Source organism: Streptomyces sp. NPDC033131, from assembly GCF_055578365.1.
In genome coordinates, this window is record NZ_JBVIPA010000009.1 from 173,512 (window position 1) to 189,019 (window position 15,508).

The following is a 15,508-nucleotide window of genomic DNA, read 5'->3' on the forward strand; positions in this document are numbered from 1 at the left end:
CTTTCGACACCGTCATCTTGACACCCCCGCCCCGGGGTGCGAACCGACCGTCGCGCGGGCCGCCCCGGGTGGGGCCGCCGCCCGCGCGACGGTCGTGGTGTGCCGGTCCGGTCAGGCGAGCTTCGCGGACAGGGTGATCGGTACGGCCTTCAGGGCCTGGCTGACGGGGCAGTTCACCTTGGCGTCCTCGGCCGCGGCGACGAAGCCGTCCTCGTCCAGGCCCGGCACGGTGCCCTCGACGGTGAGGTGGATGCCGGTGATGCCCTCTCCCGGCTGGAAGGTGACGTCGGCGGAGGTGACGAGCTTGGTGGGCGGGGTGCCCGCCCCGGCCAGGGCGTGCGAGAACGCCATGGAGAAGCAGCTGGAGTGGGCGGCCGCGATCAGCTCCTCGGGGCTGGTCTTGCCGTTCGCCTCCTGCGTGCGGGCAGCCCACGTCACCGGCTGCTGGTCGATGGCGCCCGAGGAGTCGAAGGTGACGACTCCGTTGCCCTCGAGCAGGTTGCCTTCCCAGACGGTGTGTGCGGAGCGCGTGGTAGCCACGGTCATTCCTTTCCTATGGTCCCGGAACCGGGTTGCGGACTCCATACGATCACACTCCGGCTCAGCTCACGCGGAAGACCGGTCCACGGGCGCTGAACGGGAGCCGCGCCCCCTGCGGGATGAGGTAGGCGTGCTCGCGGCGCACCCGCAGGACGTCGCACCAGCCGTCGGTGATCACCATGATCGGTGCGGCGGGCGGGAAGTCGTCCGCGCGGTGCAGCAGGTCGATGCCGGGTTGCAGCACGGTGCCGCCGCGGCCGTGCACCCGTACCCGGCCCGCGATGTCCGTGACGGGCAGATAGCCGGCGTCGTGCGGGGCGGCGTCGCAGAACACGACCCGGGCGGCCGGTACGTCGCGGGCCTCGGCGTACGAGGCGATCGCGCCCAGCGCCTTGCCGAGCAGGGTCCGGTCCATGGAGCCGGAGGTGTCGAGGACGACGCCGAACGTGCAGCGGGCGATCTCCTCGGGCGGGAGGTAGCGTCCCGCGCGCGGGATGTCGGGGGTGGCCGCCTGGCGGCGGGAGGGGCGCGCGAACGACCGCACGGGCTCCGGACGGGGTACGAACTCGTCGAACCAGCGGGCGAGTCGGGCGTCCCAGGGCAGCGGGGGGTGGCTGAGCGCGCGGATCTCCTCGACCAGGCCGCCGGGCAGGAAACCGCGGTCCTGCCCTTGGTGCAGGTCGAGGCCGTGGGCGAGGCCGCGCCGGTAGAACTCGTCGAGGTCGACCGGGGCGCCGGGCGGGCGGATCGGGCCGCCCAGGATGTCGCCGCGGCCCTTGCCTCGCAGGGTGGACAGGCGGCGCGTCCGCCGCAGGTCGACGGCGATGCGGTCGTAGGCCTCCTCCGCGGACAGGCCGGTCAGTTCCGGGTCGTGCAGCAGGCCCGCCGGCATGGTGCCGACCTGCATCTCGGTCAGCCAGCCGTTGATGACGTAGTCGCAGGCGACGTTGAAGAGGTAAGGGTCGCGGGTGCCGCAGCGGTCGCCGTGCCGCAGCGCCGCGTGCAGCATCTCGTGCGCGAGGACGAACCGCCATTCCTCGTCGTCGAGTTCGCGCAGGGGGTTGAGGTAGATCTCGCCCGCCTCGGCGTTCACCGCGGCGACGGAGATGCCGTGGGCGCGGGCGAGTTCGGCGTCGGCGACGAGTCGGATGCCGGCCGCGACGCCGCCCAGCAGCGGATAGGAGGACACGAACCAGCTCAGGGCCCGTTCCCAGGGGCGCAGCCGGGTGGGGCCGCCCGTCATGGCGTCGCGGCGGCCGCCCGCCAGGTCGAGGGCGGTGGACATGCTGCGGGTGAGGGCGGTCGCGAACGCCGCCTGCCAGTCCGGCACGTGCGGGTCCCACTTGCTCCAGGGCAGGAGGAGCTGGTCGGCCTCTCCGCCCGCCGTACCGCAGTGCTCGTACGCGTCCGGGATGCCCGCTCGGCGCCAGCCGGCGGCCAGTTGTTCCTCGTCACCGCCGGGGTAGGACGGCGGCAGATGGTCCGGCGCCCGGCCGACGGGACAGGTCAGCAGGAAGCGGTTGACGACCGTGCAGCGGGCGGCGAGGTCGTGGCGGTCGGGCTGGACGCGCTCGCCGTGCGCGGCGGGGACGTGGCCGAAGCCGAGGTGGATCAGGGCGTGGGCGATGGCCCAGGCCCAGTCCTCGGGTTCCGCGAGGCGGGTGGGGTGCAGATGCACGCGGCCGTTGGAGGTGACGCGGGCGAGGCCGTCCCGGGGGGCCAGTTCGCAGTCCTTGTCGCGGCACGTCGTGGCGTCGATCGCGGCCAGCGCGGGGTTCGACCGCACCAGGCGCAGGCCCTCCTCGCACGCCTCGGCGGCCGGGTCCTTCTTGGGCCGGTCCCGCTTGCCGCCTCGGCTCACCGGCGTGCCTCCACCAGCCGGGGCATGTCACGGGCCGCCTCGATGAGGAACCAGGCGGGCAGCAGGGGGTTGCCGTCGGGATCGGAGGCGATGACGCTCTGGGCGACCTCCACGGAGATCTCCGCGAGCTGTACGAGCAGTGACTTGGCGCGGTGGGCGGTCTGCCGCCCGTTCGCCGACATGTGCTCCTTGCCGGCCGGGAGTTCCTTGATCAGGCGGCCGCGGAAGGACTCGGCGAGGTAGTAGAGCAGGTCGCGGTCCTCGATGCGGTTCGGCCAGCGGGCGTCGCCCTTGAGGATCGCCTCGATGCCGAACCGGCTGCGCACGATCTTGACGTAGCCGCAGAACGCGGTCGCGTGCGCGGGGGTCAGCGTGCCGTGGGCCAGCACCTTCAGGGTGTCCTCGTCGAGGCCCTGGCCGAAGGAGTGCAGGGCGTCGGAGAGCATGTGCCAGGAGCGGGGCGTGGAGAAGGGTTCCTCGGTCTTCGGCGGCTTGGACCACAGGTGGTCGGGCCGGTCGGTGAGGTGGTCGACGATCCAGGGGTGGATGCCGTTGCCCGCGGCCCAGGCCAGCCAGTCCCTGGGGGACGCCTCCAGGTGGACGTGGGTGAGGCGGTTGACGAGGGCGGAGGCGATCGGGCGGGCGAGGGCGTTGTCGGTGGCGCGGTTGCCGGCGCCGATGACGATGGAGCCGTGGGGGAGTTCGTAGGTGCCGATACGGCGGTCCAGGATCAGCGAGTAGAACGCCTTCTGCACGTCCGGGGTGGCCGCGTTCAGCTCGTCCAGGAACAGGCAGTACGGCTGGTCGCGGGCGATGGTCTCGGGCGGGCAGAACACCGAGCGGCCGTCGCGGATCTGGGGGACGCCGATGAGGTCCTCGGGTGCGAGCTGGGTGCCGAGCAGGCTCACGCACTCCAGGCCCAGTGAGTCGGCGAAGTCCCGTACCAGGGAGGACTTTCCGATGCCGGGCGCGCCCCAGACGAACACCGGCCGCACGGTGGCCAGGCCGAGCAGCAGCTCGGGGAGGCGGGAGGGCGTGACGGTGACGGCTGGCTGCAAGGAGCGGCTCCTGGGGATGTTCGAGAAGGGCGCGCCGGTGTGCGGCGTCCGGTACGAACAGTGTGGGTGCGGTGGCCGGCGGGCGCAGCCCATTTTCCGGGGGCCGCCGTGGAATGGAGCGGCGGGAGTGGCAGGTCAGGCGGCGCGTCGGTCCTCGCGCGCCGCCAGCGGTACTTGCGGGCCGTCCGTCTCGCGCAGCCAGCGGCGCAGCACACGGTGGATGTGTTCGGCTCCGGCGAGGTGCGTGCCGTCCTCGGCGGGTGCGGACAGGGCGAGCGGTGACAGCAGGAAGGCCTTGGTCTGGGCGCCGCCGAGGCCGCCGTGCGAGCCGATCTGTTCCTCGAAGGCGAGGACTTCGCCGTCGGCGGGGTCGTACCAGGAGTTGACCATGATGTCGGCGGTGTGCGGGAAGGAGTGGGTGCGGCGGACGGCGTCGGCGGCGCCGGGTCCGAAGTCGGCGAGCGGGCCGGGGTTGTCGTCGAGTTCGTCCAGGGGGATCTCGGTGCCGAACGGGCCGAGGACGACGCCGCCGTGTTCCTCGCTGCGCACCAGCAGGAAGCCGATGCCGGGGTGGTTGGCGAGGGTCGTCAGCAGGGCGGGGTGGCGGGCGTCGATCTCCTCCTTGCTCATCCGGTGCGGTACGTCCGGGAAGGAGATCAGGCCGAGGTTTCCGGAGGCCAGCACGATGGGCTCCGAGCGGGGGCCGGAGGGGCGGTACTGTTCGCCGCCCTCCTCGACGGGCCGGTGCAGTGCGGTCCGTACGGCCGCGCGGGCCTCGGCGCCGCTGTGGGTGCGCCGGGCCCTGCGGGGCACGGGCAGCCCGCAGCCGGCCCGGACCAGGTCGCCGAGGGTGAGGCCGTAGCGGGTGCGGAAGGTTTCGCCGGGGCTCTGGCCGTGGTCGGACAGGACGACGATGCGGTACGGGCGCGGGGCGTGCTCGGTGACGTTCTCGATCAGGGCGAGGGAGCGGTCGAGGCGTTCGAGGACCTTGAGGGCGTCGCGGCTCGTCGGCCCGGAGTGGTGGGCCACTTCGTCGTAGGCGACGAGGTCGGCGTAGACGGCGGTGCGGCCGGCGAGCATGTCGCCGGTCACCGCGGCGACGACGACGTCGCGTTCGACGACGGTCGCGAAGGCACGGATGAAGGGGTAGAGGCCGCCGCGTCCCACGCGTGGGCGGACCTTGCGGGTGCGGGCCCGGGTGGACTGGCCGATCTCGCGGCCGGCCTCGGCGACGAAGGACATGGCGGTGCGCACGGCGTTGGCCGGGTCGGAGAAGTAGGCGAAGTAGCCCGCCCGGGAGCGGTTCTCGCGGCTGCGGCGGCGGGTCGCGATGGACAGCACGAGGGCCTGTTCGTCGGCGCCGCCGGAGAAGAGGTTGCCGCGGCTGGCGCCGTCGGCGCCGAGCAGTCCGCCGTCGCCGGTGGCCTCGACGGCGCGGCGCTGGAGTTCGGCGGCGCTGGTGGGGCGGTTGCAGACCATGACCTCGCCGCGGTCCTTCTCGTACCAGCGGAAGGCGGGCACGTCGTGGTTGCTGCCGTGCAGGATGCCGAGCTGGCTGGCGCCGGTCTGGCTGGACCAGTCGGTGCGCCATGGGGTGAGCCGGTGGGTGGGCCGGCGCCGGCCGCCGCCGGGGCCGGCGCTGTCGTCGGCGGAGAGCCAGCGGGCGACGGTGGGCATCAGGCTCTGGCGGACGGCGTCGAGCAGGATGTCGTGGCCGACGCCGTCGAGCTGTATGAAGACGGTGCCGGGGCCGGCGGGGCAGGCCGGGGCGCCGCCTCTGCGGCGGCGGTCGGCGAGGCGGTACAGGCGGCGCCGGTAGGCGTCGTCGTCGCGCACGGCGAGCGTGGCGCCGGTGGCGGAGGCGACGGCGGACATCACGGCGGCGACGACGACCGCGGTCTCCGGGGCGGCGTCCCCCTGCTCGGCCGGGTTCAGGCGCAGGGCGAGCAGCAGCAGCGCGCCGTTGAGGAAGAAGACCAGCAGCCCGAGCACGAGCGCGGGCACGAGCAGCAGCAGGCGTACCAGAAGGGGCCAGACCAGGGCCGACAGCAGACCGAAGGCGCCCGCCCCGAACGCGGCGGTGACGGCGATCCGGGTGGCGCTGTCGCCGTCGGGGGACTGGAGCCGGAAGTCCGGCAGGATGCCTGCCAGGACGAGCATCGTGAGGGTGGAGACGGCCCATACGGCGACGCTCCGCCCGACCTGACTGGCGACCCGCCGCCAACGCCCTCCACGCACGCCCAGCACACCTCACGTCCGGCCCGGCCCGTCCTCGGTGCGGGCCTGGGGCAAGCCTGTCATACGGGTCCGTCCGGGCAGGCCGCTGCCGGCGGGCCTAGCGCCCGTCGTACCCGGCGGTCGGCATGGACAGTCTCCGGTGCACCCGGGCCTTCATCTGGGCGTCGTACGACGGTTCGGCGCGTCCGACCGTCTCGACCCGTACCCCGCGGCGTGCGCACTCGGCGGTGAACTCGTCGACCGATGACAGGGCGCTTCGCAGGACGCGCAGGCTCGGGGCGACGAAGACGTCGCGGCCGGGCCGGACGCCCTCCCACAGGACGCCGTGGTCGGGCCGAAGCCCGCACACCAGGAGTTCCCGGGTGACGACGTAGCCGCGCTCGACGGCCCAGCGGGCGCACATCGCGTGCTGGCTGCGGGAGTCCACCAGGAAGGGGTCGTCGTCGAGCGCCTCCAGGGGCGTCAGGCTGGCGATCGCCGTGACACGCAACGGCGGGCGCGTGCCCGAGGCACCGCGAACCTCTCCCATGGAGCCCCCCTCACCTCCGGGTTTCGCCGCCGACCCTACTCCTGCCCGTAGGCTTCGGGGAGTCGCGCGAAGGAGGCAAAGAGGTGCCGGTGGAGATCACCTGGTGGGGTCACGCCACCTGCACGGTCACCGATTCGGACGTACGTGTGCTCACCGACCCTCTGTTCGCCCGCCGCCTGGCTCATCTGCGGCGCCGTCGCGGAGCGTTGCCGCCGCCCGGTGCCCGGCGCGCGGACGTCGCGCTGGTGTCCCATCTGCACGCCGACCACCTGCACGTGCCCTCGCTGGCGCGGCTGGCTCCGGGCACGCGCCTGCTCGTGCCCCGGGGCGCACCACGGTCGGTGCCGGGGCTGCGCCGGCTCGCGCATCTGAGGGTGAGCGAGGTCGCGCCCGGGGACGAGACGAGGATCGGTGATCTGCTGGTCCGGGTCGTGCCGGCCCGGCACGACGGCAGACGGCTGCCGCTCGGGCCGCACCACTCCCCCGCGCTCGGCTTCGTCGTGGAGGGCGAGGGCCGTACCTACTTCGCCGGGGACACCGGCCTGTTCGACGAGATGGCGAAGGAGGTCGGCCCGGTCGACGTGGCGTTGCTGCCGGTGGGCGGCTGGGGCCCGTACCTCGGCGAGGGACACCTGGACGCGGGGCGGGCCGCGGAGGCGCTGGCCCGGCTGGCGCCGCGCAGTGCGGTGCCCGTGCACTACGGCACGTACTGGCCGATCGGGTTGGACGCGGTGCGCCCGCACGAGTTCCACACGCCGGGTGACGAGTTCGTGCGCCTCGCGGCCGAGCGGGCGCCGGGGGTGTCGGTGCACCGGCTCGGGCACGGGGAGAGCGTGCGGCTGGAGGTCGCGCGGTGACATGGCTGGCGGCCGTCTCGACCGGGGTGACACCGGAGTCCACGCAGCATGCGATCGGGTATCCGACGCTGTTCGTGCTGGTGCTGCTCGGGGCGCTGGTGCCGGTGGTGCCGACGGGGGCGCTGGTGAGTTCGGCGGCCGTGGTGGCCTTTCACCAGACGGCGCCGTTCGCGCTGGCGCTGGTCTTCGTGACGGCCTCGGCGGCCGCGTTCCTCGGTGACATGACCCTGTACTGGCTGGGGCGGCGCGGCATGGGGTCGAAGAACGGCTCGCGCTGGCTGGAGGCGATCCGCTCGCGTGCGCCCGAGGACCGGCTCACGCAGGCGCAGGGGAAACTGGCCGGTCATGGCGTGGCGGTCCTGGTGCTGTCACGGCTGGTGCCGGCCGGCCGGATACCGGTCATGCTGGCCTGTCTGATGGCCGAGTGGCCGATGCGCCGCTTCGCCCGCGGCAACCTGCCGGCCTGCCTGGCCTGGGCGGTGACGTACCAGCTGATCGGGATCCTGGGGGGATCGCTGTTCAGCGAGCCCTGGCAGGGCGTGCTCGCGGCGGTCGCGCTGACCGTGGTGATCAGCGTGGCGCCGAGTGTGTGGAAGCGGGTCCGCCGGCCCGCCGAGCAAGGCTGACACGGCTCGCCCGGCCGGGTACCGGCCGGGTACCGGCCGGGCGTCAACGGGCTACGCCCGCCACAGCCAGGTGGCCCGCTCGTTCGTCTCCACGCGATTCATTCCGGTGGGACGCCATCTCCGCACTGTGGGGATACCTCGGTGGCGTCTTCTTCCAGGAGAACACGCTCCTTGCCGTCGCCGTCGCCGTCGGCGTCGGCGTCGGCGTCGGCGTCGGCCTCGCGTTCGCGGTAACCGGCGCGGTGGAGTTCTCACGACATGTTCGGCGCCGCAAGAATGCGGTCGAGCCGGATGACATCGTTGCCGGATCTCATTGAGGTTTGAGGCACGGCTTTCCCTCCCGGACGTTCCCGGGAGAGCGGGACGCCCCCTGCACAGGCCCTAGTCGAGGATCCGGGAGCCTCCCACCGGCAGGTCCCACAGGTTCTCGCGGTCCAGGCCCGCCTGCTCCCAGGCCGCCCGGACCCGGGTGAGCGGCTCCAGCACGGGCTCCGCGGACAGGACGAACGTCGCCCAGTGCATGGGGGCCATGCGGCGTGCCCCGAGGTCCCGCGCGGCGCGCACCGCCTCCTCCGGGTCGCAATGGACGTCGCTGAGCCACCAGCGGGGGTCGTAGGCGCCGATGGGCAGCAGGGCGAGGTCGATGCCGGGGTAGCGCTGTCCGATGCGGGAGAACCAGTGGCCGTATCCCGTGTCGCCCGCGAAGTAGACGCGCTGTCCGTCGGGATCGGTGAGCACCCAGCCGCCCCACAGGGTGCGGCAGGTGTCGGTGAGGGAGCGCTTGGACCAGTGGTGGGCGGGCACGAAGTCGAAGCGGACGCCGTCCAGTTCGGCCGCCTCCCACCAGTCCAGCTCCGTGACGTTGGTGAAGCGGCGGCGGTGGAACCAGCGGGCGAGCCCGGCCGGCGCGAACACCGGGGTCTCGCGCGGGAGTCGGCGCAGCGTGGGGGCGTCCAGGTGGTCGTAGTGGTTGTGGCTGATGACGACGGCGTCGATGCGCGGCAGGTCGCTCCAGGCGATACCGACGGGGGTGATGCGGGCGGGGGTGCCGAGGATGCGGCGGGACCAGACCGGGTCGGTGAGGACGGTCAGCCCGCCGATCCGCACGACCCAACTGGCGTGACCCGCCCAGGAGACGGCGACCGTGCGCGCGTCGACGCGGGGCAGCGGGGCCGGTTCGAAGGGCAGGCGCGGGATGTCCGCGAGGCCTTCGCGGCCGGGGCGGATGGAACCCTCGCGGGCGAAGCGGGCCATGGACTTCAGGTCGGGCAGCGGGGAGGTCAGCCGGTCGTGGAAGGAACGCGGCCACACCCGGCGTTCGCCGAGCGGCCTCGGGGCTGTGAGGGGCGTGAAGGGAGAGGGAGGCGTGCGGGAGGACGGGGCCGGCTGAGCGTGGGTGCCGGGGCCGGGCGTGCTCGTGGTCGACTCGGACTGCTGCGTCATCGAGGAGGCTCCCATCGCTGAGCGTCGTCGCGGAGATCGTCGAAGACCGATTCCAGGAGGGTCAACGCGCGTTGCGCGTGTGGCAGTTCCAACGGCGAGGGTGAACCGAGGCAGTGCGCGTTCTCCTCGTCCGTGCCGCCCAGCAGCGAACCCGTGGACAGCCGCACGCGCAGCGCCCCGAGGTCGTCGCCGAAGCGGTGGCCGCCGGGCGCGGGCATGCCGAGCCGGGCGGTGAGGAAGTCCTCCAGTTCCTGGGCGTCGCCGACCCCGTGCCCACTGAGCGCGGTCCGCAGCGGATCGAGGTCGACGTAGAGGTGCCGGCCGGACTGCGGAGGCAGGGCCAGGGCGCCCGCCGTGACGACGGCCGTGTGCGCGGCGGCGGCCACGCGCGCGTGCAGGCGTACGGCGGCTTCGACGCGGGCGGTCACCGGCTCGGGTTCCGTCAGGGCGTACGTGGCGGCGGCGGCGACCGGGCCGGCGACACGGGCGCCGAGCGCGGTGAGCACGTCGAGGACGCGCGCGCGGAGGGCGTCGCCGGCCTCGCCCCCGGGGAAGCGGGCGACGGCGGCCGGCCAGCCGGTGGGCAGCAGGGCGCCGGCCAGGTCGGTGACGACGGTGACCTTCCCGGGCAGCATCTCGGCCGGGCTGACCAGGACGGTGTCGTGCGGGACGTGCAGGGTGTCGCGCCAGGTCTCGTCGCTGACCAGGTGCAGCCCCTCCCCCACGGCGGCCTCCAGCGCCTCGTGCAGCAGTTCGGGCGGGGCCACGGTGGCGGTCGGGTCGTCGGCGACGGACAGCACGAGCAGCCGCGGATCCCCGCCCTCCTCACGGACCCGGCGGACGGTCTCCAGGAGGGCGTACGAGTCCGGGATCCCGCCGCACTCCGCCGGTGTCGCGACATGGAAGGCGGGTCTGCCCAGCAGGCGTGCGTACGGCGCCCACCAGGCGGCGCAGGGCCGCGGCACGAGGACGTCGCCGCCGAGGGCGGCGGTCAGCGCGAGGAGCAGGGACGGGGAACCGGGGGCGGCGACCACGCGGCCGGGTTCGGTGGGCAGACCGCGCCGGTCCCAGTAGCCGCACGCCGCCTCCAGGAGGGCCCTTCCGCCGCCGACCGGTTCGCTGCCGGCGCGGCCCGCGGCCGCGGCCAGTACGGCGGACAGCTCGGGCAGCACGGGCAGCCCGTCCTCGGGAAGCGGCGGCCCGAACCGGACGGGGCCGTGGCCTTCCGGGTCCGTCCGCTCCATGCGTACCTCCGGGGTGGGGGCTTTTCTCTTGTGCAGTGGTCGTCGCCCGGGTGTGCCGGGTGGCTCGTGCGGTGCGGGTGGTGCCCTCGGCCTCTGACTACCCCGGCAGGCGCCCTGCCATGGGCGCCGATCCGGGTTGCGCCGGTCACAGGGCGGCCACGGCGGCTCCGGCGCTGTCAGTCCTCGGTGGCGGGCCCCTTCCGGCGCAGCCGGTACACGGCGCCGCCGCAGGCCCCCGCGATCAGCAGGCCGCCGGCGACCAGGGCGGGCACCGAGTCGGTGAAGGTGCCGCCCTCGCCGGCCCGCACCCCGCGCGGGACCACCGCGCCGCCGCAGGCGTCGGTGTGCGACTCAACGCAGGCGGGGGTCGGGGCGCAGGAGCCGGTGTGCGAGTCGGCGCAGGGTTCGGCGGGGGCGCAGGTGTCACCGTGGGATCCGGTGCCGCACGGCGTGCCGCTCCCGTGGGACACCGTGAGGGTGACGCTCCACTGGGCGCCCTTCCCGCCGGGTGCCGTGGGGCAGGTGCCGTCGACGGTCCACGCGGTGTCCTGGCCGGCCCCGTCGGCACCGCCCTCGAGGCTTTCCGCGGGGGCGATCGTGGCGGTGGCGCTGTAGACGGGGCCGGAGAGTTCGTCGTCGTCGCCGGCGACCAGCCGCAGCGGGACGGTGCCCTCCTCGAAGGCCTCCGAGGTGGCGTCGATCGTGTCGGGCGGTGGGCCGCCGGTCGGGTCGCAGGTGACGGAGACGGTGACGCTGCCGCCCGGGGAGACACTGCTCGGTGCGACCTCGGCGGCCGGCTCCGCGAGAGCGGCCGGTACGGCGATGCCCAGGACGGCACCGGCCAGGGCGGCGGCGGACAGGGCGCGGGCGCTGCGGCGCATGGGGAGGGCTCCTTCGGCCGACGGCTGCGGGGGCACGACCGCCGTGCCCCCGCCCCCATCACAGCCCGCCCTCGGCGGGGCCGCGCGCGGCCGGACACCATTCGCGGGACGGGAACCGCCGAGCGGGTGACACCGCGAAACCTCCTCGCCCTCGCGGTGTCAGGCGGCGGTGTCCCGCATGATCTGTTCCCTCATCCGCCCGCAGCAGCGGCTGATCAGCCGGGACACGTGCATCTGCGAGATGCCCAGCTGTTCCGCGATCCGACTCTGTGTCATGTCCCCGAAGAACCGCATGTACAGGATCGCCCGTTCGCGCTCGGGCAGGGCGGCGAGCCGGGGCTTGACCGCCTCGCGGTCCACGACCGTGTCCAGGGCGGGGTCGGCCGAGCCCAGCGCGTCGCTGAGCGAGTAGCCGTCCTCGCTGCCGGGCAGCTCCGCGTCCAGGGACAGCGCGGTGAAGCTCTCCAGGGCCTCGAGGCCGGCCCGGACGTCCTCCTCGCTGAGGTCGGCGTACTCGGCGATCTCCGCGACGGTGGGCCGGCGGCCCGAAATGGTCTGGGACAGGTCCTGGCCGGCGAAGCGGACCCGGTTGCGCAGGTCCTGGACACGGCGCGGCACGTGCAGGGTCCACATGTGGTCGCGGAAGTGCCGCTTGATCTCGCCGGTGATGGTGGGCACGGCGTAGCTCTCGAAGGCGTTGCCGCGCTCGGGGTCGTACCGGTCGACGGCCTTGACCAGTCCGAGGGCCGCGACCTGGCGCAGGTCGTCGAGGCTTTCGCCGCGGCTGCGGAAGCGGCCGGCGAGCCGGTCGGCCATGGGCAGCCAGGCCTCGACGATCTGTCCGCGGAGAGTGTCGCGCCGCGGGCCGGGGGCAAGCCCGGCGAGCGTGCGGAACGCCTCCGCCGTGTCGGGTGCGTCGTCGTGCGGGTGCTTCGCGCTCACTTTGGTCGCCATGGTGCGTCGCAACTCCCTGGGAGGGGTGCTCTGGGATGGACGGTCACCGTGGGGAGGGGGCGTCTGCGGTGCGGACAGACGCGGCCGTGGCGGCGCCTGGCCGCTCCCACGGACGTGCCTCCGGTCCGAAGCACTGGAAGTGCGCCTGCCCCCGGCCCCCGGGCGCAAACCCGGGCAGGTTTTCCGCAGGCGCGCGGGGTGACTCGTAGGGCTGCTGCCTGCGTCGCCTATGCCGGGAGGTCCGTACATGAGCACCAAGGTCTCCGACCACGTCCTGGAGCGCTTGCGGGAGTGGGGGGTGGAGCACGTCTTCGGCTATCCCGGCGACGGCATCAACGGCCTGCTCGCCGCCTGGGGGCGGGCCGACAACCGGCCCCGTTTCATCCAGTCCCGGCACGAGGAGATGTCCGCTTTCCAGGCGGTCGGCTACGCCAAGTTCAGCGGTCGCGTCGGGGTGTGCGCGGCGACTTCGGGGCCCGGCGCGATCCACCTGCTGAACGGCCTGTACGACGCCAAGCTCGACCACGTCCCGGTGCTGGCGATCGTCGGCCAGACGCACCGCACCGCGATGGGCGGCTCCTACCAGCAGGAGGTGGATCTGCACTCCCTGTTCAAGGACGTCGCCTCCGAGTTCGTGGAGACGGTGACGGTCCCCGAGCAGCTGCCGAACGTGCTGGACCGGGCGATCCGTACCGCGTACGCCCGCCGCTGTCCGACGGCGGTCATCATCCCGGGCGACGTGCAGGAGCTGGACTACTCGCCGCCCACGCACGAGTTCAAGATGGTGCCCTCCAGCCTGGACCTCAGTTCCTGGACGTCGGTTCCGTCCGACGAGTCCCTGCGGCGGGCGGCGGACATCCTCAACGCCGGTGACAAGCCGGCGATCCTGGTCGGTCAGGGCGCGGCCGGTGCGCGGGCCGAGGTGGAGCGGATCGCGGAACTGCTCGGCGCGGGCGTCGCGAAGGCGCTGCTCGGCAAGGACGCGCTGAGCGACGAACTGCCGTACGTCACCGGCTCGATCGGGCTGCTCGGGACGCGTCCCTCCTATGAGCTGATGCGGGACTGCGACACCTTGCTGACCATCGGGTCGTCCTTCCCGTACACGCAGTTCCTGCCGGACTTCGGCAAGGCGCGGGGCGTGCAGATCGACATCGACCCGCACATGGTCGGGATGCGGTATCCGTACGAGGTGAATCTCGTCGGCGACGCGAAGTCCACGCTCCAGCGGCTGATCCCGATGCTGGACACGGACCGTGGCGGGCGCGAGTGGTCCGACACGGTGCGTGACAACGTGTCGCACTGGCGCGAGGTGATGGAGCGGCGGGCCCAGCTGTCGGCCGACCCGATCAACCCCGAGTACGTGGCCCGCACCCTGGATCCGCTGCTGCCGTCCGACGCGATCGTCACCTCCGACTCCGGGTCGACGGCGAACTGGTACGCGCGGCACCTGACGATGCGCTCCGGGATGCGCGGCTCGCTGTCCGGGACGCTCGCGACGATGGGCTGTGGTGTGCCGTACGCGATCGGCGCGAAGTTCGCGCACCCGGACCGGCCGGTGATCGCGCTGGTCGGGGACGGGGCGATGCAGATGAACGGCCTGGCCGAGATGATCACCGCGGCGAAGTACCGCGAGCTGTGGGAGGACCCGCGGCTGGTCGTCGCCGTCTGGAACAACCACGACCTCAATCAGGTCACGTGGGAGATGCGGGCCATGGAGGGCGCCCCGTCCTTCCTGCCCTCGCAAGCGTTGCCGGACGTGCAGTACGCGGCGTTCGCCCGCTCGCTCGGCCTGACCGGGATCCGCGTGGAGAAGCCGGAGGACGTCGAGGCGGGCTGGCGGGCCGGCCTGGACGCGGACGGCCCCGCGGTGATCGAGTTCCTCACCGACCCGGCCGTGCCGCCGATCCCGCCGCACGCCACCTGGGAGCAGATGGAGGCCACGGCCGCGTCGATCCTCAAGGGGGACGCGGACCGCGGGTCCGTGGTCAAGCGGGGGTTCAAGGCGAAGATGCAGGAGTTCCTGCCGGGCCGCGAGAAGAAGTAGCCGCGGCGACGGCCGGGGAGGGGGCGCCGACGGGTTCGTACCGGTCGGCGCCGTCCTCGGGCAGCAGCAGTTCCTCGTAGCGGCCCAGCGCCAGCACCACGCCGAGCATGAGGAGCGGGATGATCACAGCGAGCAGCGCCATGGCCTGTCCTTTTTCCAGGAATGTGCGCGGGGGGTGCGGGACCGGGTCTCCCGCCATCGGCGGGGCAAACCCCGTGTCGGTGTCCGGTCCTCGGGTACGCGGGTGCCCACCCCGAAGTTCTTGGAGGGAGACATGCAACGAGGCAGCGACCGGCTGAGCCGTCACCGCGATGACGAGATGAAGCACGAACTGCAGGGTCTGCTCAGGTCCGGCCACCCCACGCGCAGCGAGGAGTGGCACGACCCGGAGCCGACCGCCGACGACGATCCGGCGGTCTGGGGCGGGCCCGTGGCACCGGGCCGGGCCGGGGCTTCGCTGGAGACGGTCCGGCTGGAACTGGCCAGGATCCTGGGCCGCAGTTCCTTCCCGGGCACTTCCGTGGAACTGGCAGGCACCCTGCGCCGCAAGAACGCTCCCGACGTCCTCGTCGAGGCCGTGGAGCGACTGCCCCGCAACGAGTCCTACGCCACCGTGCAGGAACTGGCGCGGACGCTGACCAGGAGGGAGGGCGCCTAGTGGCGGCCGACTTCGTGAAGGACGTCATGACCCCGGGCGTGGTCGCCGTACGCCCGGACGCCTCGCTGGTCGAGGCGGCGCAGCTGATGCGCACGCAGGACATCGGCGACGTCCTGGTGGCCGACGGACAGCACGTCGTCGGCATGCTCACCGACCGGGACATCACCGTGCGTGCCGTGGCCGACGGCACCGACCCGATGACGGTGAGCGCCCGGACGGTGTGCACGCCGGATCCCGTGGTGGTCGCCCCGGGGGACACGGTGTCGACGGCGGCGGCGCTCATGCGTGAGCACGCCGTACGCCGTCTGCCGGTCATCGAGGACGGGCTGCCGGTCGGCATGGTGACTCTCGGGGACCTCGCCGAGGCCGAGGACCCGGAGTCGGCGCTCGCCGACATCAGCCGGGCCCTGCCGGACGACGCACGCAGCGCCGGCGGCCTCGACCCCCTGTGAGTCCGGGCCGCCACCGGGCCGCGCCGAACACGCCGCGGGACGTGCGGACGGCCGCCGTCTCCGCGACCGGCGCCCGCGTGCTCCCGCCGTCCGGCGAGGAGCGAGCCGCTGCGCTGCCGGCGC

15 protein-coding genes are annotated in these 15,508 nt (G+C 73.6%); 5 read left to right on the plus strand and 10 right to left on the minus strand.

What is annotated here, in order from left to right:
* Positions 1-111: 111 nt before the first annotated feature.
* From ACZ5XS_RS14620 to ACZ5XS_RS14640, 5 genes are all read right to left on the minus strand, one after another.
* Positions 112-540, minus strand: a complete 429-nt coding sequence (locus ACZ5XS_RS14620) for an OsmC family protein (RefSeq protein WP_217239109.1) — start codon at positions 538-540, stop codon at positions 112-114.
* 61 nt (positions 541-601) lie between these two features.
* Entirely contained in the window at positions 602-2,401 is a 1,800-nt protein-coding gene (locus ACZ5XS_RS14625) for a vWA domain-containing protein (protein WP_468651163.1), read from the minus strand.
* A complete protein-coding gene (locus ACZ5XS_RS14630) occupies positions 2,398-3,459 on the minus strand; it encodes an ATP-binding protein (protein ID WP_468651165.1) in 1,062 nt (353 codons plus the stop codon). Before ACZ5XS_RS14630 ends, ACZ5XS_RS14625 begins: the two co-directional genes overlap by 4 nt.
* 135 nt (positions 3,460-3,594) lie before the next feature.
* Positions 3,595-5,697, minus strand: coding sequence for a phage holin family protein (locus tag ACZ5XS_RS14635; RefSeq protein ID WP_468651167.1), 2,103 nt, complete (start codon positions 5,695-5,697; stop codon positions 3,595-3,597).
* Between the two features lie 97 nt (positions 5,698-5,794).
* Positions 5,795-6,226: a hypothetical protein gene (locus ACZ5XS_RS14640; RefSeq protein WP_217239106.1), complete on the minus strand. Its 432-nt coding sequence runs from the start codon at positions 6,224-6,226 to the stop codon at positions 5,795-5,797.
* 83 nt (positions 6,227-6,309) lie between these two features.
* Between ACZ5XS_RS14640 and ACZ5XS_RS14645 the strand changes: the two genes are divergently transcribed.
* Positions 6,310-7,083 (plus strand): MBL fold metallo-hydrolase, encoded by a 774-nt coding sequence (locus ACZ5XS_RS14645; protein WP_468651169.1) that lies wholly within the window; start codon positions 6,310-6,312, stop codon positions 7,081-7,083.
* Complete coding sequence (locus ACZ5XS_RS14650) at positions 7,080-7,709, plus strand: DedA family protein (RefSeq protein WP_468651171.1); 630 nt, start codon at positions 7,080-7,082, stop codon at positions 7,707-7,709. Before ACZ5XS_RS14645 ends, ACZ5XS_RS14650 begins: the two co-directional genes overlap by 4 nt.
* A 381-nt stretch (positions 7,710-8,090) precedes the next feature.
* On the opposite strand, the gene ACZ5XS_RS14655 is transcribed toward ACZ5XS_RS14650, so the two are convergent.
* From ACZ5XS_RS14655 to ACZ5XS_RS14670, 4 genes are all read right to left on the minus strand, one after another.
* Positions 8,091-9,152 (minus strand): MBL fold metallo-hydrolase, encoded by a 1,062-nt coding sequence (locus ACZ5XS_RS14655; protein WP_468651172.1) that lies wholly within the window; start codon positions 9,150-9,152, stop codon positions 8,091-8,093.
* Positions 9,149-10,396: an aminotransferase class I/II-fold pyridoxal phosphate-dependent enzyme gene (locus ACZ5XS_RS14660; protein WP_468651174.1), complete on the minus strand. Its 1,248-nt coding sequence runs from the start codon at positions 10,394-10,396 to the stop codon at positions 9,149-9,151. The genes ACZ5XS_RS14655 and ACZ5XS_RS14660 overlap by 4 nt, the downstream gene beginning before the upstream one ends.
* Positions 10,397-10,572: 176 nt before the next feature.
* A complete protein-coding gene (locus tag ACZ5XS_RS14665; RefSeq protein WP_468651175.1) occupies positions 10,573-11,277 on the minus strand; it encodes a hypothetical protein in 705 nt (234 codons plus the stop codon).
* 159 nt (positions 11,278-11,436) lie between these two features.
* A complete protein-coding gene (locus tag ACZ5XS_RS14670; RefSeq protein ID WP_468651177.1) occupies positions 11,437-12,231 on the minus strand; it encodes an RNA polymerase sigma factor SigF in 795 nt (264 codons plus the stop codon).
* A gap of 247 nt (positions 12,232-12,478) precedes the next feature.
* On the opposite strand from ACZ5XS_RS14670, the gene ACZ5XS_RS14675 reads away from it, so the two are divergent.
* Positions 12,479-14,275 carry a thiamine pyrophosphate-requiring protein gene (locus tag ACZ5XS_RS14675; protein WP_468651179.1) on the plus strand — a complete coding sequence of 599 codons (1,797 nt, stop codon included), beginning with the start codon at positions 12,479-12,481 and terminating at the stop codon, positions 14,273-14,275.
* Here the strand turns inward: ACZ5XS_RS14675 and ACZ5XS_RS14680 are convergent.
* Positions 14,229-14,417: a hypothetical protein gene (locus tag ACZ5XS_RS14680; protein WP_468651181.1), complete on the minus strand. Its 189-nt coding sequence runs from the start codon at positions 14,415-14,417 to the stop codon at positions 14,229-14,231. The two genes, ACZ5XS_RS14675 and ACZ5XS_RS14680, sit on opposite strands and share 47 nt — an antisense overlap.
* Positions 14,418-14,549: 132 nt before the next feature.
* Between ACZ5XS_RS14680 and ACZ5XS_RS14685 the strand changes: the two genes are divergently transcribed.
* Together ACZ5XS_RS14685 and ACZ5XS_RS14690 are read left to right on the plus strand one after the other, a co-directional pair.
* On the plus strand, positions 14,550-14,933 hold the full coding sequence (locus tag ACZ5XS_RS14685; RefSeq protein WP_468651183.1) for a DUF2795 domain-containing protein: 384 nt from the start codon (positions 14,550-14,552) through the stop codon (positions 14,931-14,933).
* Positions 14,934-14,959: 26 nt separating this feature from the next.
* Complete coding sequence (locus ACZ5XS_RS14690; RefSeq protein WP_468651277.1) at positions 14,960-15,385, plus strand: CBS domain-containing protein; 426 nt, start codon at positions 14,960-14,962, stop codon at positions 15,383-15,385.
* Positions 15,386-15,508: the final 123 nt, after the last annotated feature.